Source organism: Bacteroidota bacterium (assembly GCA_016194975.1).
Lineage (GTDB): Bacteria > Bacteroidota > Bacteroidia > Palsa-965 > Palsa-965.
On the sequence record JACQAM010000008.1, the window covers coordinates 222,745 to 247,098 of the forward strand.

The 24,354-nt window shown below is 43.6% G+C and carries 25 protein-coding genes and 1 riboswitch; of the genes, 21 read left to right on the forward strand and 4 right to left on the reverse strand.

Annotated elements, in window-relative coordinates:
• Positions 1-6: 6 nt before the first annotated feature.
• The 13 genes from HY064_07210 to HY064_07270 all read left to right on the forward strand — a co-directional run bounded on the left by HY064_07210 (position 7) and on the right by HY064_07270 (position 9,326).
• On the forward strand, positions 7-759 hold the full coding sequence (locus HY064_07210; protein ID MBI3510436.1) for a hydroxymethylpyrimidine/phosphomethylpyrimidine kinase: 753 nt from the start codon (positions 7-9) through the stop codon (positions 757-759).
• Positions 752-1,384, forward strand: coding sequence for a thiamine phosphate synthase (locus tag HY064_07215; GenBank protein ID MBI3510437.1), 633 nt, complete (start codon positions 752-754; stop codon positions 1,382-1,384). Before HY064_07210 ends, HY064_07215 begins: the two co-directional genes overlap by 8 nt.
• Entirely contained in the window at positions 1,371-2,141 is a 771-nt protein-coding gene (locus HY064_07220) for a thiazole synthase (protein MBI3510438.1), read from the forward strand. Before HY064_07215 ends, HY064_07220 begins: the two co-directional genes overlap by 14 nt.
• The gene (gene thiH, locus HY064_07225) at positions 2,134-3,246 is read left to right on the forward strand and encodes a 2-iminoacetate synthase ThiH (protein MBI3510439.1); all 1,113 of its coding nucleotides are present in this window, start codon (positions 2,134-2,136) and stop codon (positions 3,244-3,246) included. The genes HY064_07220 and thiH overlap by 8 nt, the downstream gene beginning before the upstream one ends.
• Before the next feature lie 4 nt (positions 3,247-3,250).
• Entirely contained in the window at positions 3,251-3,967 is a 717-nt protein-coding gene (locus HY064_07230) for a HesA/MoeB/ThiF family protein (GenBank protein ID MBI3510440.1), read from the forward strand.
• Positions 3,968-4,225: 258 nt separating this feature from the next.
• Complete coding sequence (cyoE, locus tag HY064_07235; GenBank protein ID MBI3510441.1) at positions 4,226-5,092, forward strand: protoheme IX farnesyltransferase; 867 nt, start codon at positions 4,226-4,228, stop codon at positions 5,090-5,092.
• Positions 5,022-5,690: a cytochrome c oxidase subunit 3 gene (locus tag HY064_07240; GenBank protein ID MBI3510442.1), complete on the forward strand. Its 669-nt coding sequence runs from the start codon at positions 5,022-5,024 to the stop codon at positions 5,688-5,690. Before cyoE ends, HY064_07240 begins: the two co-directional genes overlap by 71 nt.
• A gap of 51 nt (positions 5,691-5,741) precedes the next feature.
• Positions 5,742-6,557: a cytochrome c oxidase subunit 3 gene (locus tag HY064_07245; protein ID MBI3510443.1), complete on the forward strand. Its 816-nt coding sequence runs from the start codon at positions 5,742-5,744 to the stop codon at positions 6,555-6,557.
• A gap of 43 nt (positions 6,558-6,600) precedes the next feature.
• Positions 6,601-7,002, forward strand: coding sequence for a cytochrome C oxidase subunit IV family protein (locus HY064_07250; GenBank protein MBI3510444.1), 402 nt, complete (start codon positions 6,601-6,603; stop codon positions 7,000-7,002).
• The gene (locus HY064_07255) at positions 7,002-7,691 is read left to right on the forward strand and encodes a hypothetical protein (GenBank protein MBI3510445.1); all 690 of its coding nucleotides are present in this window, start codon (positions 7,002-7,004) and stop codon (positions 7,689-7,691) included. The genes HY064_07250 and HY064_07255 overlap by 1 nt, the downstream gene beginning before the upstream one ends.
• 5 nt (positions 7,692-7,696) lie before the next feature.
• The gene (locus HY064_07260; GenBank protein ID MBI3510446.1) at positions 7,697-8,353 is read left to right on the forward strand and encodes an SCO family protein; all 657 of its coding nucleotides are present in this window, start codon (positions 7,697-7,699) and stop codon (positions 8,351-8,353) included.
• A gap of 166 nt (positions 8,354-8,519) precedes the next feature.
• Complete coding sequence (locus HY064_07265) at positions 8,520-9,056, forward strand: DUF420 domain-containing protein (protein MBI3510447.1); 537 nt, start codon at positions 8,520-8,522, stop codon at positions 9,054-9,056.
• 33 nt (positions 9,057-9,089) lie between these two features.
• The gene (locus HY064_07270; protein ID MBI3510448.1) at positions 9,090-9,326 is read left to right on the forward strand and encodes a hypothetical protein; all 237 of its coding nucleotides are present in this window, start codon (positions 9,090-9,092) and stop codon (positions 9,324-9,326) included.
• On the opposite strand, the gene HY064_07275 is transcribed toward HY064_07270, so the two are convergent.
• The 3 genes from HY064_07275 to HY064_07285 are packed head-to-tail and all read right to left on the reverse strand — an operon-like array spanning position 9,327 to position 13,908.
• Positions 9,327-10,211, reverse strand: coding sequence for a DUF4249 family protein (locus HY064_07275; GenBank protein MBI3510449.1), 885 nt, complete (start codon positions 10,209-10,211; stop codon positions 9,327-9,329).
• Positions 10,212-10,253: 42 nt separating this feature from the next.
• A complete protein-coding gene (locus HY064_07280; protein MBI3510450.1) occupies positions 10,254-12,548 on the reverse strand; it encodes a TonB-dependent receptor in 2,295 nt (764 codons plus the stop codon).
• Between the two features lie 55 nt (positions 12,549-12,603).
• The gene (locus HY064_07285) at positions 12,604-13,908 is read right to left on the reverse strand and encodes a hypothetical protein (GenBank protein ID MBI3510451.1); all 1,305 of its coding nucleotides are present in this window, start codon (positions 13,906-13,908) and stop codon (positions 12,604-12,606) included.
• 273 nt (positions 13,909-14,181) lie between these two features.
• Positions 14,182-14,354, forward strand: a riboswitch (SAM riboswitch).
• A gap of 210 nt (positions 14,355-14,564) precedes the next feature.
• Here HY064_07285 and HY064_07290 point away from each other — a divergent pair.
• The 7 genes from HY064_07290 (at position 14,565) to HY064_07320 (ending at position 22,159) form a co-directional block, all read left to right on the forward strand.
• Positions 14,565-15,332 carry a class I SAM-dependent methyltransferase gene (locus HY064_07290; GenBank protein ID MBI3510452.1) on the forward strand — a complete coding sequence of 256 codons (768 nt, stop codon included), beginning with the start codon at positions 14,565-14,567 and terminating at the stop codon, positions 15,330-15,332.
• Positions 15,333-15,408: 76 nt separating this feature from the next.
• Positions 15,409-19,077, forward strand: a complete 3,669-nt coding sequence (metH, locus tag HY064_07295) for a methionine synthase (GenBank protein MBI3510453.1) — start codon at positions 15,409-15,411, stop codon at positions 19,075-19,077.
• A gap of 119 nt (positions 19,078-19,196) precedes the next feature.
• Positions 19,197-19,418, forward strand: coding sequence for a hypothetical protein (locus HY064_07300; protein MBI3510454.1), 222 nt, complete (start codon positions 19,197-19,199; stop codon positions 19,416-19,418).
• Positions 19,419-19,620: 202 nt separating this feature from the next.
• Positions 19,621-20,775, forward strand: coding sequence for a SpoIIE family protein phosphatase (locus HY064_07305; protein ID MBI3510455.1), 1,155 nt, complete (start codon positions 19,621-19,623; stop codon positions 20,773-20,775).
• A gap of 33 nt (positions 20,776-20,808) precedes the next feature.
• Positions 20,809-21,243: a copper resistance protein NlpE N-terminal domain-containing protein gene (locus HY064_07310; GenBank protein MBI3510456.1), complete on the forward strand. Its 435-nt coding sequence runs from the start codon at positions 20,809-20,811 to the stop codon at positions 21,241-21,243.
• Positions 21,243-21,668, forward strand: coding sequence for an NUDIX hydrolase (locus HY064_07315; protein MBI3510457.1), 426 nt, complete (start codon positions 21,243-21,245; stop codon positions 21,666-21,668). Before HY064_07310 ends, HY064_07315 begins: the two co-directional genes overlap by 1 nt.
• 110 nt (positions 21,669-21,778) lie before the next feature.
• The gene (locus HY064_07320) at positions 21,779-22,159 is read left to right on the forward strand and encodes a hypothetical protein (protein ID MBI3510458.1); all 381 of its coding nucleotides are present in this window, start codon (positions 21,779-21,781) and stop codon (positions 22,157-22,159) included.
• 5 nt (positions 22,160-22,164) lie between these two features.
• Here HY064_07320 and HY064_07325 read toward each other — a convergent pair whose 3' ends face one another.
• Complete coding sequence (locus HY064_07325) at positions 22,165-23,694, reverse strand: hypothetical protein (protein ID MBI3510459.1); 1,530 nt, start codon at positions 23,692-23,694, stop codon at positions 22,165-22,167.
• 179 nt (positions 23,695-23,873) lie between these two features.
• Between HY064_07325 and HY064_07330 the strand changes: the two genes are divergently transcribed.
• Complete coding sequence (locus HY064_07330; GenBank protein ID MBI3510460.1) at positions 23,874-24,344, forward strand: hypothetical protein; 471 nt, start codon at positions 23,874-23,876, stop codon at positions 24,342-24,344.
• Positions 24,345-24,354: the final 10 nt, after the last annotated feature.

Genomic DNA, 24,354 nt, shown 5'->3' on the forward strand with positions numbered 1-24,354 from the left:
AGAACATTGAACAAAAATCGTCCATACGTTTTATCAGTCGCAGGATTCGATCCGAGTGGCGGCGCAGGAATTCTTGCTGACATAAAAACGCTGGAGCAGCATCACGTTTACGGGATTGCTGTGATCACCGGGATAACTTTGCAGGCGGAGGAGAAGTTTCATTGGGTGAAATGGGAAAATGTGGAAGAGGTGGCTGGCGCAATAGAAGTGCTGATGAATGTTTACAAAGTTGATGTGGTCAAAACAGGAATCGTTCCCTCTCTGGAATTTCTTTCGGAAATAATTTCCTGCGTGAAAAAAAATAATCCGTCGGCAAAGATCATTGTCGATCCTGTTATCCGTTCCAGTACCGGTTTCGATCTTCTCGGAAAACACAATTGGAATGAATTGAAAAAGATCCTGGAAAATATTTTTCTCCTTACGCCCAATGCCGATGAAGCGATGAAGCTCACCGGGGATGCATTGCCGGAAGAAGCGGCGAAAAAACTTTCCGCTTATTGCCACGTGTTGCTCAAGGGCGGGCATCACCGGGACAAGCCGGGAACGGATCAACTCTTTACAGGAGGAAGTTGTATTGAAATACAACCATTCCGGAATAATATTTTTTCCAAACACGGTTCGGGATGCGTCTTGTCTTCCGCCATTGCCGCAGAAATTGCTTCGGGGCGTGGCCTGGAAACGGCTTGCACCCGTGCAAAAAAATACACCGAAGAATTTCTGTTCAGCAACTCCTCCTTACTCGGGTACCACCATGTTTAGCCGCCTTCAATACATCTCGCAGGGAAAAACTGCTGACGGGCAATCGCAGAATATCCAACAGGCGCTGGAAGCAGGTTGTGCCTGGATACAACTGCGGTTTAAAAATGCTTCGTTGCAGGAATTATTTCCGCTTGCTGAAAAAGTGAAAAGAATGTGCGAAAATTACAAGGCAGTTTTCATGGTGAACGATTACGTGCAGGTCGCAAAAGCTGTAGATGCTCACGGCGTTCATCTCGGGATCACGGATGATTCTCCCGTTGACGCAAGAAAAATTCTCGGCGACAAAAAACTGATCGGCGGAACTGCGAATACTATGGCGGATGTGATGAAACGCGTTGAAGAAAAATGTGATTACATCGGTCTCGGCCCTTATCGTTTCACAACTACAAAAGAAAAACTGAGCCCGGTTCTCGGGCTGGAAGGATTTGAAAAAATAATGAGTGAACTGAAACAGAAGAATATTTTCATCCCGGTTTATGCGATTGGTGGAATTACGGAACAAGACATCGATCCCATTATGAAAAGCGGGGTTTACGGCGTGGCAGTTTCAGGAACGATAACCGCGCACAATGAAAAAAGAAAATTAGTCGGACAATTAAAAAATCTGCTGCATGGACAATCTTAAAATTGCCGGAAAGGAATTTGCCTCACGATTATTTCTCGGCACCGGGAAATTCGGTTCTTCTTCTCAAATGGAAAAAGCAGTTCTTGCTTCAGGAACGGAGTTGGTTACGGTTGCATTGAAGCGTGTGGATCTCGAAACAGAAACGGACGAACTGTTGTCGCATCTTCATCATCCGCACATCAATTTACTTCCGAACACTTCGGGTGCGCGCAATGCGAAAGAAGCTGTTTTCGCTGCGCAGCTTGCAAGAGAAGCGCTCGAAACAAACTGGCTGAAACTCGAAATTCATCCCGATCCGAAATATCTTTTGCCGGATGCGATTGAAACGCTGAAGGCAACGGAACAATTGGCGAAACTCGGATTCATTGTGCTGCCTTACATTCATGCCGATCCTGTTTTGTGCAAACAACTGGAAGATGCGGGAACTTCTGCGGTGATGCCGCTTGGTTCTCCCATTGGAACGAACAAAGGATTGAAGACGATCGATTTCCTTGAAATTATCATTGAGCAAAGTAATGTTCCTGTTATTATTGATGCAGGAATCGGCGCTCCGTCGGATGCAGCAAAAGCAATGGAGCTTGGCGCTGATGCGGTGCTTGTGAATACGGCAATTGCTGTTGCAGGAGATCCTGCTGCGATGGCGAGAGCTTTTAAAATGGCAGTTGCTTCCGGGCGAATTGCATTTCACGCACGCACAGGAAAAAAATCGGAACAAGCCGTCGCTTCAAGCCCACTCACTTCCTTCCTGCATGAATAATTTCATTGACATATTCGATCGCTATAGCTGGAATGAAGTAAAGAATTCCATCTACGGAAAAACGGTGGGCGATGTGGAGAAAGCTATCGCATCTGAAAAAAGATCGTTGGAAGATTTCAAAGCGCTGATCTCTCCTGCTGCAGAAATGTACCTCGAAGAATTAGCAGGAGAAAGTCATCGCCTCACACAAAAACGTTTCGGGAAAACCATTCAGCTTTACGTGCCCATGTACGTGAGCAATGAGTGCAATAACATTTGTACGTATTGTGGTTTCAGTTTCGATAACAAACTGAAAAGAAAAACGCTGAGCGACGAAGAACTGATCGTGGAAGCAGGCGCAATAAAAAAACATGGGTTCAATCACATTCTTCTTGTTTCGGGTGAAGCCGATCAAATGGTGAACGTGAATTATTTTAAAAATGCGATCCGTCTTCTCCGCTCACGCTTCGCGAATATTTCCATTGAGTTTCAGCCGCTCGAAACGGAAGAATATTCTGCATTGCATGAGCTCGGTGTTTATTCTGTTCTTGTTTATCAGGAAACTTATCACCGTGAAGTTTACAAAACGTATCATCCCAAAGGGAAAAAATCGAATTTTAATTATCGCCTTGAAACTCCTGATCGTGTTGGTGCAGCAGGAATTCACAAAATAGGTTTGGGTGTTTTACTCGGCCTCGAAGACTGGAGGACCGATGCATTTTTCTGCGCTCTTCATCTCGATTATCTCCGGAAGAAATACTGGCGCTCGAAACTTTCTGTTTCATTTCCGCGCATGCGTCCCGCGGAAGGCATCATTGAACCGAATGTGATCGTGAGCGATAAAGAACTCGTGCAGATGATGTGCGCTTACCGTTTGTTCAATGAAGATCTCGAACTTTCGATCTCGACTCGCGAGTCGGAAAAATTCAGAAATAATATTATTCCACTTGGTATAACGAGCATGAGTGCGGGATCAAAAACAAATCCGGGAGGATATGCCGTGGAGCCGGGATCGCTCGAGCAATTCGAAATAAGTGATGAACGAAGTGCGGAAGTCATTGCGGCACGAATAAAAAAATCGGGATACGAACCGGTTTGGAAAGACTGGGACAAAGTTTTAGCATAACACGATGAGCAATTTCACAAGGGAAGAACTGATCCGTTACAGCAGGCAGATGATGTTGCCGGAGATCGGAATGAAAGGGCAGGAGAAAATCCGTATGGCGAAAATTCTCGTCGTCGGCGCCGGCGGACTCGGTTGCCCGGCGTTGCAATATTTATGTGCGGCTGGAACCGGAACATTGGGAATAATTGATTTCGATAAAGTGGAATTGCACAATCTTCACCGGCAAATTCTTTTTTCTGTGAATGACATCGGGAAATCAAAAGCAATTGTTGCCGCAGCAAAGCTGAAAGAAATGAATCCTTTTCCTGAATTGAAAGTGTTTGATGAAATGCTGAATGAAAAAAATGCAGAAAGAATAATTTCAGATTTTAATCTCGTGATTGATGCTTCAGATAATTTTCTCACGCGCTATCTCGTAAATGACACGTGCGCGAAATTGAAAATCCCATTGGTGTATGGAAGTATCCTGCGCGACGAAGGACAGCTTGCTGTTTTCAATTATAAAAACGGGAAAAATCTCCGCGATCTTTTTCCGGAACCACCGGCCCCGGAAGATGTACCGAATTGCGATGAGAATGGAGTGCTCGGTACACTTCCTGCAATTGTGGCTTCACTGATGACGCATGAAGCGATGAAAATTATTCTGGGAATGGAAGTTCTCACCGATCAGATCGTGATTTTTGATGCAAAGAATTTTCAATTACAAAAGTTGAATTACTGAGAGGCTGTTTAAAATTCATTTTTTGGAATTGTTATGATGCCATTTTTGTTCAGCCGAGGCGCATTTTGCAGGCCATAGTGGAGCGACTACGGCCAAGAAATGCAACGAAGGATGGACAAAAATGGCGCATAACAAAACAGCCCTTTCTATTGGGAGTAATGCCTAAATTTGGCGGATTTTAAAAACAGAAAATTGCTCACACCGGGAGCTCATACCATCGAAAAAACGGAGAACCGCGAAAGCGGCCATTCGGGAATTATGGGAAAGATATCAGATTACGCACAGTTCGTAAAACTCCGTCTTACCGTTCTCGTTGTCTTCTCCGCTGTTATCGGATATTTTATCGGCATCCGCGAATTGAGGTTCAATGCCGAATGGATGCAGTTGACCGCGCTTATCGTTGGTGGATTTCTCGTGACGGGATCTTCGAATGGATTCAACCAGGTGATCGAGCGTGATCTCGACAAACTCATGCCGAGAACAATGAAACGCCCTCTTCCGCAGGGAAGGATGTCGGTGCGCGAAGGAATAATTCTCGCTTCTGTTATGGGAATTTCCGGAATAATCCTGCTTACACTTTACACGAATTATCTCGGTGGAATTCTCGGCGCACTTGCCTTGTTGCTTTATACTTGCGTTTACACGCCTTCAAAACGATTTACTCCATTCGCCACTTTCATCGGCGCATTTCCCGGAGCAATTCCTCCAATGCTGGGATGGGTGGCTGCTGTGCATGGATTCGGATTCATAGGAAGTTCTGCACTTCTTCTTTTTGCAACGCAGTTCATGTGGCAGTTCCCGCACTTCTGGGCCATCGCATGGGTTTCGCACGAAGATTATCTCAAAGCAGGATTTCATCTTCTTCCTTCGAAAGGAGGACGCGATAAGTCAAGTGCATTCCAGATCGTAGTTTATACACTTTGCCTGATACCGATCAGTTTGTTTCCTGTACTCTTTCACATGTCGGGAACCATTTCGGTGATCATAGCGATCATCTGCGGAACATTATTTTTTCTGCAGGCATTGCGGCTTTACAGAACGTGCGAAGTGCGCGATGCACAACGGCTCATGTTCGGATCATTTATTTATTTACCGGTCATTCAGCTTGCTTACCTGTTCGGATAAAATGATGACAACAGTTGCAGAAGAAAATGAATTTCGTTTGCGCAGGGAAAAAGCCCAGCGCAATCTCATGTGGTTTGGTGTAGGAAGTATTGTAATGGTATTTGCCGGGCTCACGAGCGCGTATGTTGTGCGCAGGGGTGGTGGCGATTGGTTCAGTGTTGTTCTGCCGCAGATATTCTGGGCAAGTTCTGCTGTTATTTTGATGAGCAGTGTTACTATGAATTCAGCGATGATGAGTTTCCGAAAGGACAAACTCACTACAGGAACAATATTTCTCGGAACTACATTTTTACTCGGACTTCTTTTCGCGTGGTTGCAATTCAGGGGATGGAGCGATCTTACACGGAATGGAATTTACCTCGTGCATCCCAAGGGGCAGAACTCTCTTGTTTCCGGCTCATTTATTTATCTTCTTTCCGGTCTTCATCTTGCGCACCTGGTGGGAGGATTGATCGCGCTCGCATTCACATTTGTCAAATCACTCATGGGTCGTTATGGATCGGCAAACATGCACGGACTCCGGGTTGCTGCTATTTACTGGCATTTCCTCGATGTATTGTGGATGTATTTGTTCATTTTTCTGACGATTTTTAAGTAAACTTGCAACGCATAAAAGGATCAAAACCTTAAACGGAAAACAATAATTTTTATGGAAGTAGCACACGAAGAAACTAAAAATTCAGGATGGGGCGGAGCAACCTCACCACTTGGAATCAGCTACGGAAAAATGTTCATGTGGTTCTTTCTCATTTCCGATGCCCTCACATTCTCCGGTTTTCTTTGTTCATACGGATTTTTCCGTCACCGTTTCGCTGGTGAATGGCCAATTCCCGGTCACGTATTCCACCACTTTCCTTTTCTCGAAGGCCATCATCTTCCGTTGATGTATGTGGGTCTTATGACTTTTATTCTCATTATGAGTTCGGTGACTATGGTTCTTGCAGTTGAAGCCGGGCATCGTAACGATAAAAAGAAAGTACTCGTCTGGATGTTTCTCACCATTATCGGCGGACTGATGTTCGTGGGTTCACAGGCGTGGGAGTGGACGAATTTTATCATTGGTTCGGAGAATGGCGCGATCCTTTATCAGAATCACATTTACACGTACCAGTTCAATGATAAAACGCACGAGTCGAATACGAAGATACTGCACTTCAAAGGCGCTGATCTTTCTGAAACCGAATCGGCGTATATCATTTCTCACGGAGAAGTTTTTCACGGCGCCAATCTTCAGCATAATGAATATGGCCATACCGGTTTTGCAGATTTCTTTTTCTTCATCACCGGCTTCCACGGCTTCCACGTTTTTTCGGGAGTGTGTATCAATATCGTGATCTTCATTATGGCATTGCAGGGAGTAATGGAACGACGGGGCCATTATGAAATGGTGGAAAAAGTGGGACTCTACTGGCACTTTGTCGATCTCGTGTGGGTATTCGTGTTCACCTTCTTCTACCTCCTCTGATCTTACCCGTAAAAAAACTATCAACGCTTAAAAAGAAAATAATATGTCAGAATTCCACGATCCGTTTCCGAATTATGAAATGCTCGCTCACCATTCTGAAGAGCATGGGAAAAAAGCAAGACGCAAACTCTGGAATGTATTCTGGTTGCTGCTTGTTGTAACACTCATCGAAGTATTCGTTGGAGTGAAAGCGCACGAGTGGGGACTTCCTCATTTATTCCTGAAATTCTTTTTCATCGGTTTCACCGTTGTGAAAGCATTCTACATTGTTTACAGTTTCATGCATCTTGGTGATGAAGTGCGCTGGGCAAAATGGATGATCATTGCGCCTTTTAGCGGTTTTATTCTTTATCTCATTGTGATGCTGGTTATGGGCGAAGGAAATTATGCAAGAGAACACCGGCTCGATCCGCCGGCGAATACAGAACAGGTTCCGAATAAATAATGAAATCGAGAGCAATACTTTTCACTGTTCTCCTTCTGCCAACGATCGTTTACATTTATTTTGCGCTCGGAGTTCCCAAAACTTTCCGGGCGCCTTTTTTTGGCCCGCGCCATTCGATCATAGTGAAGGATAAGAATGGGAATGATAAAACGGATACTTCTTATTTCGCGATCCCGTCTTTTACCTGCCATACGGTAGGAAATACAATTTTCAATACAGAAAAATTATCCGGCCACCTGTACGTTGCTGTTTTTGTAAACCCTGATTCTCTTACTACACTTCTTCCTTCTCTCGCAGAAGATCTCCACCTCAATCGTGAAAAATATAAATACGCACGTTTTGTTTTTTTCTACCCCGGCGATTCACTCGGAAATGTTACTCCTTCCTGTCCTGATTTCGGAAAGGATCTGAAACTGAATGAAGATTCTGCGATCTCGCTTTATCTTTCGCCGGCAACATTCGATTCGCTTCACGCGAAATATTATTTTGTTCCCGATCCTTCGCGCAAAAAAGATCCATGGCAAACGTGGAGTGATGCCATACTCATCGATCACAAAGGAAGGATACGCGGCTATTATAATATCAGGATGGCATCTGAACTGAAAAAACTGAAAGAGGATGTCCCTTTTATTAATTTCCGTGATGAAGCAGCGGAGACGATCGACAACAGTACCATCGAGAAAAGATAAGAATCATGCGTTACGGAATTATTTTTTTCATTTTCTTTTTTTCCTGCTCAACGGGTGGAGATCAGAAAAAACCGGTAGCCGATACTGTAGGAAATATTTCTTCCGGTTCACAGCGGCTCATGCTGTATTACCCGACCGATTCTACGGATAAGAATGGGAATAAAACATATCACACCATTCCCGGCGTCCAATTGATCCAGCAGAACGGAAAACTATTTTCCACCAATTCTTTGAATGGAAAAATTGTCGTGAGCGATTTTTTCTTTGCGAATTGTAAAGGCCCGTGCCCGCGCATGACGAGCCAGCTTGCGCGCGTGCAAAGTGCATTCGCAGGAAATCCCGATGTGAAAATTATTTCCTACACCGTGGATCCCGATCGTGATACCGCGGCTGCATTACTGGAATATGCAAAACGTTTCAACGCCGACAGCTCACAATGGAAATTCGTAACAGGCCCGAAAAAAAAATTATACGATCTTGCCCGCTATGGATTTTATATGAGTGTCGATTCGGGAGATGGCGGACCGGATGATTTCATTCACAGCGACCAGGTCATTCTTGTTGATCGCAATGCGCACATCCGCGGTTACTACTCAGGAACTGACTCTGTATCGATCGATACTATGATCTCGGATATAAAAACATTATTAAAACAACAATGAACTCTATTGTACGAACTACGAAATTCACGAATTACGTAATACGAATCGACGAAAAAATCGAAAATGGAATAGTAAAACAAGATTCATACCTGTTTTATTCGATTCGCTTTTTGGTACTTCGTACTTCGTCAATTTCGCAGTTCGTACAATACAAATAAAATTTTCAATGTCAGAAAAATCCATCTTCCGCATCGTAATGACAATTTCCATCGTGGTATTTGCCGCAGTGGTAGTGCTCAATAAAAAAATACTTCCTGTTCCGGAAGTGATCCCGTCTTTCGTTTACCGTCTTCCTTTACTCCACGCAATACTCAACGGAACGTGTTTTGTGCTGCTGCTATTTTCATTCATCGCGATCCGGAAAAAAAAGATCATCATTCACAAACGGATCAACATCACCGCATTTTTCCTTTCGAGTTTATTTCTCATTTCCTATGTAACCTATCACTGGCTGGCTCCTGAAACAACTTTTCCGAAAGAGAATTCACTACGCACTATTTATCTCATCATTCTTTCGGCACACATCATTCTTGCCGGAGTTGTTCTTCCGCTTATCCTCATGTCGTTCTGGTACGGATTGAAAAATAATATTGTGAAGCATAAAAAAATTGTTCACTGGACTTACCCGATCTGGTTGTATGTTACATTTTCCGGAGTAGTGGTGTACCTGATGATATCGCCATACTACCATTTTCCTGTTTGAAATCTCATTGGGAAAAAGAGTACCTTTAATACAATGAAACAGAAACTATTTTTCTTTTTAATTTTATTTTTTGTGATGAGCATTGCTTCTCACGCGCAGTGCGCCATGTGCAGGGCTGTAGCGCAGAGCGGGCAGAATACAGTAAGCGGCGGACTCAACAACGCCATCCTTTACCTGATGGCTTTACCTTATCTCCTCATCATTATTTTATTCCGGAAAAGGATCTGGACTTTTTTGAAAGAGTTGCGCGGATTGTGGGTGAAGAACTGATCAGTGATAATTGACCAGGTAAAAATATCTCACATCCGGAAAATGCGTTGCGAAATATCCGTAACCACCTTCTACATTCGACGGATAATTAATCGGTTCTCCCGAAAGTTGATTGAACAAACTCGATGAACGTTTGTACGCTGTAAGAAATTCATAATAACCTTTCGTGATGTGTGAGATCGTGCACGCGATCGTGTCATTTATTCCAACACCACTCAACTGCTGATTGCGCGTTAATTTTCCGTCCTGGTCAAAATCCTGGTCGGTGATCAGATCGAATGCGCTGAGCTGGTTGGTTCCCTGCGTAAAATAATTATTCAGATCAAACATACTCGTGTCACTCGACTTTCGGTAATAACAAGCCACATAATAATCCTGCTCATTGGGAAAATCAGTCAATTCATAGTGAATGTATGGCGCCGAATCGGCAGTGATAGGATCCGTGCCGATGTAAGGATAGATCGTATCGAAAATTTCTTTCGGCAATAATTCTGTCGTAGCAGTTACTTCTTCTCCGGTGGAAGGATCTTTTGCATGAATAGTGTACGTTCCGAAATCAACAAGAAGAATATTCAGACTCGCATAAATTCCGGGAGTGAGCATGTACAACGTGTCCGTTCCTCCCGGATGTGTGACAGTGACAATTGCATTGCTCACAAGAATACTGTCGATGAAATTATTCTGCAGCGTATCCTGATTTCCCCCGGAACTCAGCGCAGAAAAACTTTTTGTGAGGCCCACGACCATCACGCTGTTTGGAATAATCTGTGAAGCGATCACCAGTTTGCTCGGAGCAGGAGCTACACCAATGTCAATAGGTTTCGGCCTGCAGTTGCCCATGATAAAAGCAAGAAGGATGAAGAGATATATTTTGTTTTTGCTCATTTTATTTTTGTGTAGTAAACTCTTCGTATTTTCTACTCCGCATTAGAATCTGAAATTATAAGCGATGCTCGGAATAAATCCGAATAATCCTACCGCCTGGTATTTGTATCCGCCGTTTCCATCGGCAACAATATTTATTTTGTAAGGTTGTGCGCGATTGTAAACATTGTAACCACCGATCTGCCATTCACCCGTCCACTTCATCCACTTTCTGTTCAGGCGCGATTTGATCACGAGGTTTACATCGAGACGATGCGACGGAGGAAGTTCAATCGCATTTTTATCGGAATAGATGGGAAGAATATTCACGTGTGTGAGCGTCGCGTCGGGCATGAGAAAATCTCCTGTCACTGCGGTGAATCTTTGCCCGGTGGAATAAACCCAAACAGCAGCGAAAGAAATTCTTTTCGTGATCTCGTACGTTCCCACAATGGAAAAATCGTGGCGGCGATCGTATTTCGAAAAATACGGATTGCCTTTATTCAGATCAGGAAAATCACGCACGGACCAGGAAAGTGTATAGCCGATCCAGCCGGTGAGTTTTCCTTCGGTACGTTGCGCAAAAAATTCAAATCCGTAAGCATGGCCTTTTCCTTTCACCAGTTCATTCTCATAATTGTCATTAAGAATAAGCACAGCGCCCTCACGATATTCAATAATGTTCTGCATCCACTTGTAATAACTTTCAACAGTAACAAGTGTTTTTATTTTCTGGATATTCAGGTTGTATGCAACAGCAAGCTGATCGGCGTAAAGTGGTTTTATGTTTTTTGTAACCGGATACCAGAGATCAGTAGGCAATGCAACGGATGAACTCGACACGAGATGCAAATATTGTGTCATGCGCGAATAACTGAATTTGAAGGACTGGTGAGGCCGGAAAAGATAGGTTGCTGAAAAACGTGGCTCGGGGCTCGAATAAAATTTTCCCGGAGCTGCACATCCCGTCATACGCATTCCGAAATTTATTTTGAAAAGTGAATCGAGCTGAATCTCTTGGTTGTAATACAAGCCAAGCTCATGCGTGTAGATGCGCGCACCCTCGCGTGAACGCAGGTAATCGGAAATATCTCCCGATGTGCTCACCACGTTCGGCCGGAAAATATGCATCGTGTAAGCAAATCCATACCGGATGGTATTTTCCGGATTCACATAAAAACTATAATCATCACGCGCACCAAAATCAGAAATTCTTGAACGTGTGAGAAAAGAATTCCCGGGAATACTTGCTTCCACATCATAACGGAATCGCGTTTGAACAAGAGAAATATTCGAGAACAAACGCGGGTTGAAAGTGTGATTCCATCTTGCAGTTGTCGTGAAATTTCCGAGCTTGAATCCACCGTCGAAAAAAGAACTGTCCGACTTTTGTTTTGTACTCAGTATATCATCGCCGTAATAACCGCTGAGAAAAAGACGATTGTTCTGGTTCACGAGATAATTCAGTTTCATATTCGCATCATAGAAATAATAAGGCAACACATTCTGTCCGTGATAAGCGAGCTTGAAAACCTGGTCGATGTAAGAACGCCGCGCAGAAAATAAAAATGAAGAAGTATCTTTTTTTATCGGCCCTTCAATCGTGATATGCGACGACAATAATCCTATTCCTCCTACAGCATGAAATTTCTGCTGGTCACCATCTTTCATCCTGATGTCCATCACTGAAGAGAGCCGCCCACCGTATTGCGCCGGAAATCCTCCTTTGTAAACGGTAATGTCTTTCAGCGCATCATTATTGAAAACAGAAAAAAATCCGAACAGGTGCGATACGTTGTAAACCGTTGCCTCGTCAAGTAGAATTAAATTATCATCGCCATTTCCGCCACGCACATACATCCCGTTCTGTCCTTCGCCCCCGCGTTTTATTCCAGGCATCAACTGAACTACTTTGATAATATCCGTTTCTCCACCAATGGTGGGAACCAAACGTATCTTGTCGACAGGAATACTGATTACGCTCGTTTGTGTGGACTGCACCTGGTCCTGGTTGCGATCGGCTTTGATGACCACTTCTGTTTTCATCACTGCAGAATTCGAAAGTTTTACATCCTGCGTCACATCGGCATTGAGCGAAATGGAAATTGTTTTTGTGCGATAGCCCACGAAATTGTAAAGCAATTCATAATCGCCCTGCGGAAGAGTGATGGAATAAAATCCGTAAACATTCGCGCCGGCACCTTTGCTCGTTCCTTTGGCGAAAACAGAAGCGCCGATGAGCATTTCTCCATTCGAAGAATCAGAAATAAAACCAGAGATCGTGTAGGAATTCTGCGCAGGCAGAACAGTTGCGGAGAAAAAAAATAAAATAATCAGTAAAAGAAAAATCCGTCTCATCGGTTATGCCAAAGTTAGACGGATTTCCTGTTTTATAAGTTACACCTCCCGAACGTCATTTGGGAGATTCTTTATAGACGAGCATCACGGCATCGCACGTTTTAAGATCGGAACTGAGCACAACATTCGAACTGTTTTTCCCGTCTTTGATAATGATAGCGCATGTGTTCGGTGGAGTTTTTCCCATATTCACCGCATAAAGCACGAGTTGTTTCGGATGAGCCGGATCGAGTGTGATCTCGTATGTTTTTTTCTTGTGCGTTAAGCTGAGATTTTCCACAATGGCCGAATCGCCGAAATAAATAGACACACTATCCCCATCCACTTCATCTTTATCGAACAAGGTTACTTCAATTGTTCTCGAATGAACTTCTATCGTGCGTCCTTTCTTAACTTTTCTTCCATTGAGTTCCTGCATTGCAAATGCATCGGGCTTCAGAACTTTTACAGTAATATTTTTACTTCCACCTTCACCAGTCACTACAAAAGTTTTTTGTTCATCCATTTTCACGGTCAGCTGATCGGTGGTAGAAAGTATCTTGGCCGGTTTTCCGTATTCGGCCCAGGAATAAGTTTTGCTTCCGGTAGCAATGAGATGCGCCTCTGTTCCTATCGCAACCAGCGTATCGCCTGTCACCTCAAGTGAATTTTCCACGGGCTTCACGGTTACGTCATCAATGTAATAGGCAGCGATGTCTGTATTGTAACTATAAGAATCTGTACCGGCAGCAACGTTACGTTTGTCTATCTGCGTAGCTGTAGTGGAAAGAAAATTTCCAATGGCGAAATAAGTATAAGCATCACTCGCTGTAAAAATTCCGCTCACTTTGTACCATCCGTCTGTTTGATTGATAACAGCTGTGATGTTGATCTGTGGATTCGCACTCACCAGCATCGAACTCTGCTTGGTGAAAACACCGGTGAAAAATGCCATGCCTAAATTATTCGTTGCTACCTGGCATTTATCGCCAAGCGAAACAAAAAATTCCACAGAATATTTTTTCCCTTTTTTAAGCGGTTCATTGAGGGTAGCGCCAAGATATTCACGATAAGAATCGCCATGCGCAGTGGTCATGATCATTCCTTCTCCGTGCCCGCCGTGCGGTTTTTCATTGCCGAAACTAATGCTGCTCGTGGAATTTGTGCTTGCATAACAATCTTTGCCTATTTCTGAATAATCATAGAGCACATCCGGTGTTCCGTTTCCCAAACTGTTCCAGTCTTTGATGTATTCCGATAAATCATACTGCATACAGGTGCAGGGAAGTTTTACATAATCTTCAAAACCGGGATTAGGAACTAGGTTCTGTGCGTGGGCAAAAACCGGCACGAAGGCGAAGAGGAGCAGCGTTCTTTTCATAGGAGGAAATAAATTTTCAGGGCAGTCCGGGTTATACAGTAAGTGTCACAAAAATCACACCGCGTTGCCGGAGTTCTTATACTTATAACGTCAGCCGGTAAAAAAAGTGACACGGTCACGTAAATTATTCTTTGGTCTTAATAAGATTACCTAAGGAACGGATTTCCACACGGCAGATTGCCCTTTTTACATTATTTGTGGGAATTTTACCGGGGATGCAAGCCCCTGCGGTGAGGCGATTTTTCTTAAATTTGCAGCAGTTCTTTCAAAAATTACTTATCCGGAAAGGCAGAGGGATAGCGCCCGATGAAGCCTTGGCAACCCTGTTAGAAGGGAGTCAGGAGATTGGAGATTGGAGAATTTTCTCCTCCCTCCTCCCTCCATTCTCCATTCTTAAAAGAAGGTGCCAATTCGCATCCAGAATTAATTTCTGGAAAAGATAAGTCAGAAGAATGATCTTACTCATAAAAAAACTGCGATCCCTTCTGACTACGGAAGGGATTTTTTTTGAAACGGAAGGAATTACGAAACTCTGCGAAAATGCAAAATGCAAACTTACGAATAGCGAAATTCGGATATTCGCACTTCCGCACTTCGAATTTTCGCACGGACGCGAGCATCCGGTTTCGCAATTCGTTTCCAAGATTAGTAAGAAAATGAAAACAACAGAACGTTTCAGCGATCGGGTTGCGAACTATGTAAAGTATCGCCCCGACTATCCTTTTGCGGTGGTGGAAAAACTGAAGGAGGAAAAAGTTCTTTCGGAAAATTCTGTTATCTCCGATGTGGGATCGGGAACGGGATTGTCGGCTAAAATATTTCTTGAGAATGGTAATGAAGTTTTTGGTGTGGAACCGAATAAAGAAATGCGCGAAGCCGGAGAAAAATTCCTGGAGTCGTTCGGAAAATATCACAGCATCGACGGAACCGCCGAAGAAACAAAACTGGAAAATAATTCCATCGATGTGGTCATTGCCGGACAGGCATTTCATTGGTTCGACCGGGAAAAAACAAAAAAAGAATTCCGGAGAATTTTAAAACCAGGCGGCTGGGTAGTTCTCGCCTGGAACGATCGCCGTACTGATTCCAGCGAATTTCTCAAAGCGTATGAAGATCTCCTGAAAATGTTCGGAACAGATTACAATAAAGTGAATCACCGCAATGTGAACCTGAACGAAAATGTTTTCGATGATTTCTTTGGAAAAAATAAATGGAAAAGTTTTTCCGTAGAGAATTTCCAGGATTTCAATTTCGAAGGCGCCAAAGGAAGATTGTTCTCCTCATCGTATGTTCCGCCCGAAGATCACCCCGACAGCAAACTGATGACCGATGTACTGAAGAAAATATTTCTCCGCTACCAGGAAAATGGTTTCGTGAGATTTGAATATGATACACGAGTTTACTACAGTGGTGTCAGGTGTTAACACCCGACACCACTCTGGCACAACAGTGGTGTCGGGTGTTAACACCTGACACCACTCTGGCACAGAGAAGAATTTTATGAAGGATATCAAAAAAGAACTGGAGAAAAGAGTACTCATCATCGACGGAGCGATGGGCACTATGATCCAGCGTCATAAACTTTCTGAAGAAGATTATCGTGGTACTCGTTTCAAAGACTGGCCGCATGATGTGAAAGGGAATAATGATCTGCTTGTACTGACACAGCCCGATATCATTTACGGAATTCATTGCGAATACCTCGAAGCCGGCGCCGACATCATTGAAACAAATACATTCAACGCACAGAAAATTTCGCTCGCCGATTATCACATGCAGTCGCTCGCGTACGAGATGAATGTTGCTGCTGCGAAAATTGCGCGGAGAGCTGCAGATGAATTCAACAAAAAAGATCCTTCACGTCCGCGTTTTGTTGCCGGCGCAATAGGGCCAACGAATCGCACGGCATCACTTTCGCCCGATGTGAATGATCCCGGTTATCGCGCTGTTTCGTTCGATGATCTCGTTGATGCGTATCTCGAACAGGCGAAAGGTTTATCAGATGGCGGCTGCGATCTTTTTCTTATCGAAACAATTTTCGACACACTCAATGCGAAAGCGGCGTTGTTCGCGGTACAATCACTCGAAGAAAAATCAGGAAGAAAAATTCCGGTCATGGTTTCAGGAACGATCACCGATGCGAGCGGAAGAACTTTGTCCGGACAAACCACTGAAGCGTTTTTAAATTCTATTTCACATGTCGATCTGCTGAGCGTTGGATTGAATTGCGCGCTCGGCGCAGCGCAGATGCGTCCTTATCTCGAAGAACTCGCAACAAAAGCTCCGTTCTATGTGAGCTGTTATCCGAATGCAGGTTTGCCGAATCAGTTCGGTGAATATGACCAGACGCCGGAAGATATGGGTGTGCAGGTTTCTGATTTCATCAAAAGTAAATTCATCAATATCATCGGCGGTTGTTGTGGAACTACGCCCGCGCACATTCGCAGGATCGCGGAGATCGCGCGCGGAGAACGTCCGAGAAATATTCCATACCGCGAACCATTTTTGAGATTGAGCGGACTTGAGCCGGTCACACTTCGCCCTGAAAGTAATTTCATGAATGTGGGCGAGCGTACGAATGTTACCGGCTCAAGAAAATTTGCGCGGCTCATTATCGAAGGAAATTATGACGAAGCACTTGCCATTGCGCGCGACCAGGTGGAAGGAGGAGCACAGGTCATCGACATTAACATGGATGAAGGGATGCTCGATTCAGAAGCGGCGATGAAAAGATTTTTAAATCTCGTTGCTGCCGAACCCGATATTGCTCGTGTTCCCATCATGCTCGACTCTTCGAAATTTCATGTCATCGAATCGGGATTGAAATGTGTGCAGGGAAAAGCGATCGTGAATTCCATTTCCATGAAAGAAGGAGAAGCGGAATTCAAACGTCAGGCGCATCTTGTAAAAAAATTCGGCGCCGCCGTGATCGTCATGGCATTCGACGAAAAAGGACAAGCGGATACTTTACAACGGCGGATCGATATCTGCAAGCGTGCGTATGAAATTCTTGTCAATGAAGTTCATTTTCCTCCGCAGGATATTATTTTCGATCCGAATATTTTTCCTGTTGCCACCGGAATGGATGAGCACAGGAAAAATGCGCTGGACTTTTTTCAAGCTACAAAATGGATCAAAGAAAATCTTCCGCATGCAAAAGTAAGCGGAGGAGTTTCCAATGTTTCATTTTCTTTCCGCGGCAATGATCATGTGCGTGAAGCAATCCATTCTTCATTTCTTTATCATGGAGTGAAACACGGAATGGATATGGGCATTGTCAACCCCGGGCAATTGCAGATCTATGATGAAGTGCCGAAAGAATTATTGACGCTCGTGGAAGATGTACTGCTTGATCGTAATGATGATGCAACAGAACGTTTGATAGCGTACGCAGAAAAAGTAAAAGGCGATGGCGTTGGAAAAAAAGCAGAGAAAGATGAAGAGTGGAGAAAAGGAAATGTGAATGAACGACTCACGCATTCACTCGTGAAAGGAATCACCGATCACATTGATGCAGATGTGGAAGAAGCAAGAAAGAATTTTCCAAAAGCATTGCATGTCATCGAAGGCCCGCTCATGGATGGAATGAATGTGGTGGGTGATCTTTTCGGCGCCGGAAAAATGTTTTTACCTCAAGTGGTGAAGAGCGCGCGCGTCATGAAAAAAGCAGTGGCTTATCTCACGCCGTATCTCGAAGCAGAAAAAGTTGCCGGCGAAGGAAAAGCTGCCGGAAAAATTCTGATGGCAACTGTGAAAGGCGATGTGCACGACATCGGAAAAAATATTGTTGGAGTTGTGCTCGCTTGTAATAATTATGAGATCATCGATCTCGGTGTGATGGTTCCTGCCGACAAAATTCTCGACACCGCCATAAAAGAAAAAGTGGATGTGATCGGCCTCAGCGGATTGATCACTCCGTCGCTCGACGAGATGGTGCACGTTGCAAAAGAAATGGAACGTCGCGGATTTAAAATTCCTTTGCTCATTGGAGGAGCAACTACTTCGCGCGTGCATACGGCCGTGAAGATCGCACCGAATTATTCGCAGCCCGTCGTGCATGTGAATGATGCATCGCGCAGCGTTCCCGTAGTGAGCAATCTTATTTCCGCAGCATTGAGAATCGGTTTTGTAAAAGAAATTGAAAAAGATTACATGCGTGTGCGCGAGCAGAATGCTCGCTCGCTCGGGCAGAACAAATTTATTTCCATCAACGAAGCCCGTGCCAATAAATTTTCCATCGACTGGGACGCGGCGCACATAACGGGGCCCTCATTCATGGGCACAAAAATTTTTGATAATTATCCGCTGGAGGAATTAGTGGATTACATTGACTGGACCCCATTTTTCCATAGCTGGGAAATGAAAGGGCGTTACCCGAAAATATTCGAAGACAAAGATCGCGGCGACGAGGCAAAAAAACTTTTCGATGATGCGCAGAAAATGCTCCGGCAGATTGTGAAAGAAAAATGGATCAGTGCAAAAGCGGTCATCGGTTTCTGGCCGGCGAATACGGTGGATGATGATTCCATGGAAGTTTATTCTGATGAAACGCGAAAACATAAACTCGGAACTTTTTTCGGTGTTCGCCAACAGACAAAAAAACCGGATGGACAAGCGAATATTTCCATCGCCGATTTTCTTGCACCAAAAGGAATTGCTGATTTCATTGGAGGATTTGCCGTGTGTGCGGGTTATGGTGTGGATGAAAAAGTAAAGCAATTCGAAAAAGATAACGACGATTATTCCGCGATCATGCTCAAAGCAATTGCAGATCGTTTCGCGGAAGCGTTCGCCGAGCGTATGCACGAGCGCGTGCGTAAAGAATTCTGGGGCTATGCAAAAGATGAGCATTTCTCCAATGAAGATCTCATCAATGAAATGTACCACGGCATTCGTCCTGCGCCGGGTTATCCCGCGCAACCCGATCATACGGAGAAAACAACATTGTTCAATCTGCTCGACGCCGCAAAAAAAATTGATCTGCAGTTAACGGAAAGTCTGGCAATGTATCCGACAGCTGCAGTGAGCGGATTATATTTTTCAAATCCAAAATCCCATTATTTCGGAACAGGAAAAATTTCAAAAGACCAGGTGGAAGATTATGCAAAGAGGAAAGGAATGAGTTTTGAAGAAGCGCAGAAATGGCTGGGGCCGATTTTGGGATATTAGCAACCCGCTTACCTGCAATAGATGTTGCTGTGAAAATTTACAAAGGTGTCAGTGAGGAGAAGTTTAGTCAGTTTGGGACATTTCCTTCCAAAATCCTATCTTTATCATAGCAACCAATTATGACAACAATTCAAAAACGTAAACAGGTTCGCGATTTTCTCAGTAAGAATGCTGACGATAAGTTTATTAATATGGTTTATGCCATGATGATGGAATATTTCAACGAATTGAAACCGATGACGGAGGAGGAGCTTCTGGAGAGAAATAAAAAGTCACAGAAGGACATCAAGGCCGGCAGACTTGTCGGTCAGAACGAAGTGCGCAAGAAATTCGCATTCTAAAATTTTCTTCCTAATTTCGCCCATCATTATCAAAAATGAAAACGCAACAAAATACTTTCTTCATTATTAATAACCGAATGACCGGTTATTATGACTGCGTCATTTTCATTTTTACCGGAATAAATTTCTAACCGGACCTTTTCACCAATCAATTTTATCGGAATACAAATCGCAATCGTAAGATTGTACAATTCATTTTTACATGAGAACTGTTCATGAAAAAACAATCGAGAATTCAGGTGCTATCGTAGTGGTCGTTGACAATGATGGTAAAGCCGAATACGTGAGTGCGTCCGTAAAAGACGTACTCGGATTCCAGCCGGAAAAACTTTTGGGCGAAGGATGGTTTGCATTCACACAAATTAATTCGGGCGAACGCGAATCTGTTCTCGAACATTTGTCCGGCGTTACCAGCGGATCTGCTGTTGCGATTCCTTACGAGCGTTTACTCCGCACAGCGTGGGGCGGACAGAAATGGATCCTCTGGAAAACTTCCCGTGCCGATGATGGAAAATTATTGGGGATCGGTTACGACATCACCGAACGGAAAATAAAAGAACAACAACTTGAAAAACGCACGCGCGATCTCGCAGAAAGAAATCGTGAAATGGAAGCGAGTCTCCGTTATGCAAAACGCATCCAGGATGCGATCCTTCCTTCGCCGGCGGCGTTGCAGGAATTTTTTCCGGAATCATTTGTATTCTATAAACCGAAAGACATCGTGAGCGGCGACTGGTGGTGGATGCACGAAACCGAAAATGAAATTTATGTTGCGGCCATCGATTGTACAGGGCATGGAGTTCCCGGCGCGCTTTTGTCGGTGCTCGCACATTCTATTTTCCGCGAAGTTTTCGTGAACAGAAAATTTTATTCACTTTCTGAAATTCTTCATGAAATTGATCGTGAACTTTTTTCTGCGCTGAATCACGATCATACTTCCGATCCTTATCTCGATGGGATGGATGTTGCATTGCTGCGCATTTCGAAAGATAAAAATGCTGTTGGGTTTGCGGGAGCTTGTCGCCCGCTTTTACTTAAAAAAGAAAATGAATGGATCGAATTTAAAAGCGATCCTTACCCGATAGGATTTTATTCGGGGATGAATAAAAAATTCACGGAACGAGTCATTGATGTGAAGAAGGGCGATACGATTTTTCTTTTCTCTGATGGTTTTGCCGATCAGTTCGGAGGGCAGCGCAATAAAAAGCTCGGCAAAAAAGCATTCCGGGAATTACTGCTTTCACTCGGCGGAATGAACGGAAATGAACAGGAATCCTTTCTCGAATATTCGCTGAACAACTGGAAACAGGAAGAAGAACAGACGGATGATATCACCGTAATTGGCCTGCGATTATGAATTCATTTACGTAAATTTGATAAAACGTTTTCCATGAAGAAAATATTTTTTTCTGCCTTCATCATACTGTCTGCTTTTATTTCCTGCAATAAGTTCGAAGACGGGCCGGCATTCTCTTTGCACACGAAAAATCACCGCGTGGCGAATGAATGGTACCTCGACCAGGTTTTTGAAGATGGTGTTGACAAGACTTTAGATTATGCAGGCATTTATGTGCATTACCGGATGATCTTGAAAAGAGATAACTCGTACAATCTTTCTTATCGCTATGCAGGTTCGATCGATTACAATGAAGACGGAACCTGGCTGTGGAATAAAGAGAAGACCGATATCATTTTCACTAAAAATAATTCTTCTACTACTACCGACTGGAAAGTTCTCCGGCTGAAAGAAAAAGAGTGGTGGATAGAGTACATCGACGAAAATTCAAATCCGGCGAAGACCATTGATTTTCATTTTGTGCGCTGATGGATTTCCCGACAGTTTTTGCCACCGTTGATATCGTGATCCGCCGCGACGGAAAATTATTGCTCGGGAGAAAACCACACCAGGAAAAATTTCGCTTCGTTGGAGGATTCGCCGATCCTGCTCTTGATAATTCTTACGAAGATTCCGCAAAACGAGAAGTGAAGGAAGAAACGTCGCTTGATGTGCAAAGTGTGCGTTATCTCGGGAGCACGCGCATTGATGATCCCCGTTACCGCGGAACCGAGCATTGCATCATCACACATTTATTTCTTGCGGAAGAGTGGAGCGGGGAACCGAAAGCAAGCGACGACATTATCGAATTGAAATGGTTCGGAGAAAAAGATATTTCGGAAAAAGATTTTGTGGCGGAACATCATGTGCTGTGGAAAATGTATCAGGGCTCATTGACAATAAATAGGAAATGAAAAAAGGAATTATTTTTCTTGCATTGCTTTTCAGTTTCGAAAAATATTTTTCGCAAAAAATTCCAGGCATCAGTTATTTTTTTTAACTCGTTAGGAAAGATACTTCTGTGGTGTTTGATAGTTTGCGAAGTGCAGGATTTAAAACAAAAGGCAGGGTTTACGCTTATAAAAAATCCTGTTGCGGCGATTTCTGCGGCGATTCCGCAAAGAATTATTACGGGATGATTTTTTCCGATGATACGGTTGATGTGCAAATGTGTATTAAGAAAAATGCTACGGTTGTTCTGTTCTATGTTAATGTGAAGAAGCCGTGCCGTGCATACATGAATGATAATGTTGCGTGGATGAAAGCAAATGGATTTACTCATCATGATAACTGGACCGACGATCAATTGAACAACGAATCGCTCTGGTGTTTTCTGCAGGTAAATGATCTCAGCGGGTTTTTCACGGTATTCGATATTACCCTTACAACCATGAAGGAGGAATAGCCGTATCAATTCTTTTTCATCTTCACATTCACCACTTCTTCAAAACTTCTTTTCGTGATCTTGCTTTCCAGCCAGGAAATAATATCAAAGAATCCGAGAATCTGTTTTTCATACGGATCGTTGCGAATAGATTCCAATTGTTTTTTCAGATCGATGAATGCCTCTCGCATCAATCGCGGTGTTGTATATTTTCCGCTGCGGCGGATGAAAGTGAGCATGATCGTTTCGAATTTGTATAAACGTTTCTGGCGAATAAACAGGCGGTAGGTGGAACGCATTTCGTAAGCAAGTAATTCCTGATTCTTCATTTCGAAATGCAGGATGAGATTCATGATCCTGCCGAAAAAATAAATTTCGGGACGAACCTGTGCAGTGTCATCGTTCAGCAGTTGGTTCATCCACGTGAGTGCATCTTTGAATTTTTCTGCGCCAAAGTAACCGTAGAAAAACTGGTATTTGAAAGCGAGCAGGAATTCAGGATGCAGCAATCGCCCGTGTTGTTTCAAACCTTCTTTCACTTCTTTCGCATTCCCCACAAGTTCCCTGAATTCTCCGTCGTTGAGTTGCTGTGTCATGCGGATATTCCAGGTGTAACCGAAAACCCGTGCTTTGATATTCGGCGACCTGGTTTTCAACTGGTGAAGTTTAGCTATCGTCTGCTCACAATCTTCACGCAGCCCGAGTTCATCCTGGCTATTCAATAAATTATTCAGCGCCATCACATAACGCTGCTGATCGTCGTTGATCAGGTGCGGTTTTTTTTCTGCAAAATCAACGAGCATTTTCCTGTAATGGTAAGTTTCATTTTGTTTGCCGAGCAATTCATTGTAATAGCTGCTGATATTATAAAAATGAAGCGTAGAGCGGAAGGATAAGGCATTCCTGCCGTTCTTCATGAGCGGATCGCGGATAATTTTTTCGTACCGCTTTTTTTCTTCATGACTACGCGGGAAACCGAATTTTTTTGAGAGAAGAAAAATATCTTCTTCAAGCCGGCGGAACCGCGTGAAATTATCGAATTGTTTCAGCCATTGTTTCTGCTGCTTCCTGCTTTCCTGCATGAAAATTTCAAAAGCGCCAAGATCGGCGAGTGATTTGAGGATTTTCGATTCCCATTCGTGGAGGTGAAGCTGGATCAGCGGTTTTTCATAATGCGCCGCAATTTTTTTCGCCTTGCTTAATAATTTATTGCATTGGAGAAACAAACCTTTGTCATACAACAATTCGATGGAATGAACAAGATCGCGCAGTTTTTTTTCCGACGATGATTCCGAATGGAATTCCCCGAGTGCGCGCAGGATAAGATGGTAGAGATAATTTTTTTCTGATGGGAGATGACGGATGAATGTTTCTTTTCTGAATATTTTCCTGATCTGTTCCTCGTCGTACTCTTTCTGCCGTTCTATAGCGTCGAACAAACGAATGTAATTGTTACCGCTCCCGACGACATGTTTAGAGGCGTATTTTTTGAAATACCCTTTTTCGTTCTTGGAAAGGGAGCGGATAAGCAGGAAAAGTTCGTCAGAAGGTGTCATCAAAATCCAATAATAAGCTAAAATAGGAATTTAATACCAACTAATTTCCCAATGATAAAATAAATTTATGGGAGGCATCTCAAGTAAAAAAGATTGAACAATATCCAAGAAAGAATCGGGTTTTGAAGTCCCGCCTTTATTATCCGGGCTACTTTTGAATCGTACTAAAACAAATGAAGATGGCTCCTCTTCAGAATTACAATCTCTACCGCACCCGCAATTCCGTTCCGGCATCATTGGTTCCTACCTGCATAGCAGCAATTATACTTCTTATTATTTTCCTGGTTCTTCCCGAATTTCTTCCGGCAAGGAGTGCGAATGTGAATGAAAATAACAGCGCAAATGAAAAACAGTTTACACTCAAGCCGCCGACTACATTTCAAGCAACACTATCTGTGATCGTTGAACGATTTCACATTCGCGAGACGAATTTCAGGTGCTTGCTTTATTACATTCCTTCAAAACAAAATAACAGAAATCCTCAAATTATTTTTTCCGGAGAAAAAAATGCGCACACCATTAATACTAACGGTGTCGCGGGGCCTGTAGGGACAAACCGAGCTACCGGTGCCATTGGAGCCACTGGTGCAACCGGTAGTATCTGTCCCGCAGGCCCGGTGTGCATGACACGCAATGGTATTTCACTTTAAAGAGAACGTA

What these genes read in the sequence shown, in the direction of transcription:
- metH (MBI3510453.1), top strand. Translation starts at nt 15,409, where the DNA reads ATGAAGGATATCAAAAAAGAACTGGAGAAAAGAGTACTCATCATCGAC.
- HY064_07330 (MBI3510460.1), top strand. Translation starts at nt 23,874, where the DNA reads ATGGCTCCTCTTCAGAATTACAATCTCTACCGCACCCGCAATTCCGTT.
- HY064_07305 (MBI3510455.1), top strand. Translation starts at nt 19,621, where the DNA reads ATGAGAACTGTTCATGAAAAAACAATCGAGAATTCAGGTGCTATCGTA.
- cyoE (MBI3510441.1), top strand. Translation starts at nt 4,226, where the DNA reads ATGGGAAAGATATCAGATTACGCACAGTTCGTAAAACTCCGTCTTACC.
- HY064_07285 (MBI3510451.1), bottom strand. Translation starts at nt 13,908, where the DNA reads ATGAAAAGAACGCTGCTCCTCTTCGCCTTCGTGCCGGTTTTTGCCCAC.
- HY064_07245 (MBI3510443.1), top strand. Translation starts at nt 5,742, where the DNA reads ATGGAAGTAGCACACGAAGAAACTAAAAATTCAGGATGGGGCGGAGCA.
- HY064_07240 (MBI3510442.1), top strand. Translation starts at nt 5,022, where the DNA reads ATGCACAACGGCTCATGTTCGGATCATTTATTTATTTACCGGTCATTC.
- HY064_07310 (MBI3510456.1), top strand. Translation starts at nt 20,809, where the DNA reads ATGAAGAAAATATTTTTTTCTGCCTTCATCATACTGTCTGCTTTTATT.
- HY064_07275 (MBI3510449.1), bottom strand. Translation starts at nt 10,211, where the DNA reads ATGAGCAAAAACAAAATATATCTCTTCATCCTTCTTGCTTTTATCATG.
- HY064_07315 (MBI3510457.1), top strand. Translation starts at nt 21,243, where the DNA reads ATGGATTTCCCGACAGTTTTTGCCACCGTTGATATCGTGATCCGCCGC.
- HY064_07215 (MBI3510437.1), top strand. Translation starts at nt 752, where the DNA reads ATGTTTAGCCGCCTTCAATACATCTCGCAGGGAAAAACTGCTGACGGG.
- HY064_07230 (MBI3510440.1), top strand. Translation starts at nt 3,251, where the DNA reads ATGAGCAATTTCACAAGGGAAGAACTGATCCGTTACAGCAGGCAGATG.
- HY064_07250 (MBI3510444.1), top strand. Translation starts at nt 6,601, where the DNA reads ATGTCAGAATTCCACGATCCGTTTCCGAATTATGAAATGCTCGCTCAC.
- HY064_07260 (MBI3510446.1), top strand. Translation starts at nt 7,697, where the DNA reads ATGCGTTACGGAATTATTTTTTTCATTTTCTTTTTTTCCTGCTCAACG.
- HY064_07325 (MBI3510459.1), bottom strand. Translation starts at nt 23,694, where the DNA reads ATGACACCTTCTGACGAACTTTTCCTGCTTATCCGCTCCCTTTCCAAG.
- HY064_07280 (MBI3510450.1), bottom strand. Translation starts at nt 12,548, where the DNA reads ATGAGACGGATTTTTCTTTTACTGATTATTTTATTTTTTTTCTCCGCA.
- HY064_07270 (MBI3510448.1), top strand. Translation starts at nt 9,090, where the DNA reads ATGAAACAGAAACTATTTTTCTTTTTAATTTTATTTTTTGTGATGAGC.
- HY064_07290 (MBI3510452.1), top strand. Translation starts at nt 14,565, where the DNA reads ATGAAAACAACAGAACGTTTCAGCGATCGGGTTGCGAACTATGTAAAG.
- HY064_07300 (MBI3510454.1), top strand. Translation starts at nt 19,197, where the DNA reads ATGACAACAATTCAAAAACGTAAACAGGTTCGCGATTTTCTCAGTAAG.
- thiH (MBI3510439.1), top strand. Translation starts at nt 2,134, where the DNA reads ATGAATAATTTCATTGACATATTCGATCGCTATAGCTGGAATGAAGTA.
- HY064_07220 (MBI3510438.1), top strand. Translation starts at nt 1,371, where the DNA reads ATGGACAATCTTAAAATTGCCGGAAAGGAATTTGCCTCACGATTATTT.
- HY064_07255 (MBI3510445.1), top strand. Translation starts at nt 7,002, where the DNA reads ATGAAATCGAGAGCAATACTTTTCACTGTTCTCCTTCTGCCAACGATC.
- HY064_07265 (MBI3510447.1), top strand. Translation starts at nt 8,520, where the DNA reads ATGTCAGAAAAATCCATCTTCCGCATCGTAATGACAATTTCCATCGTG.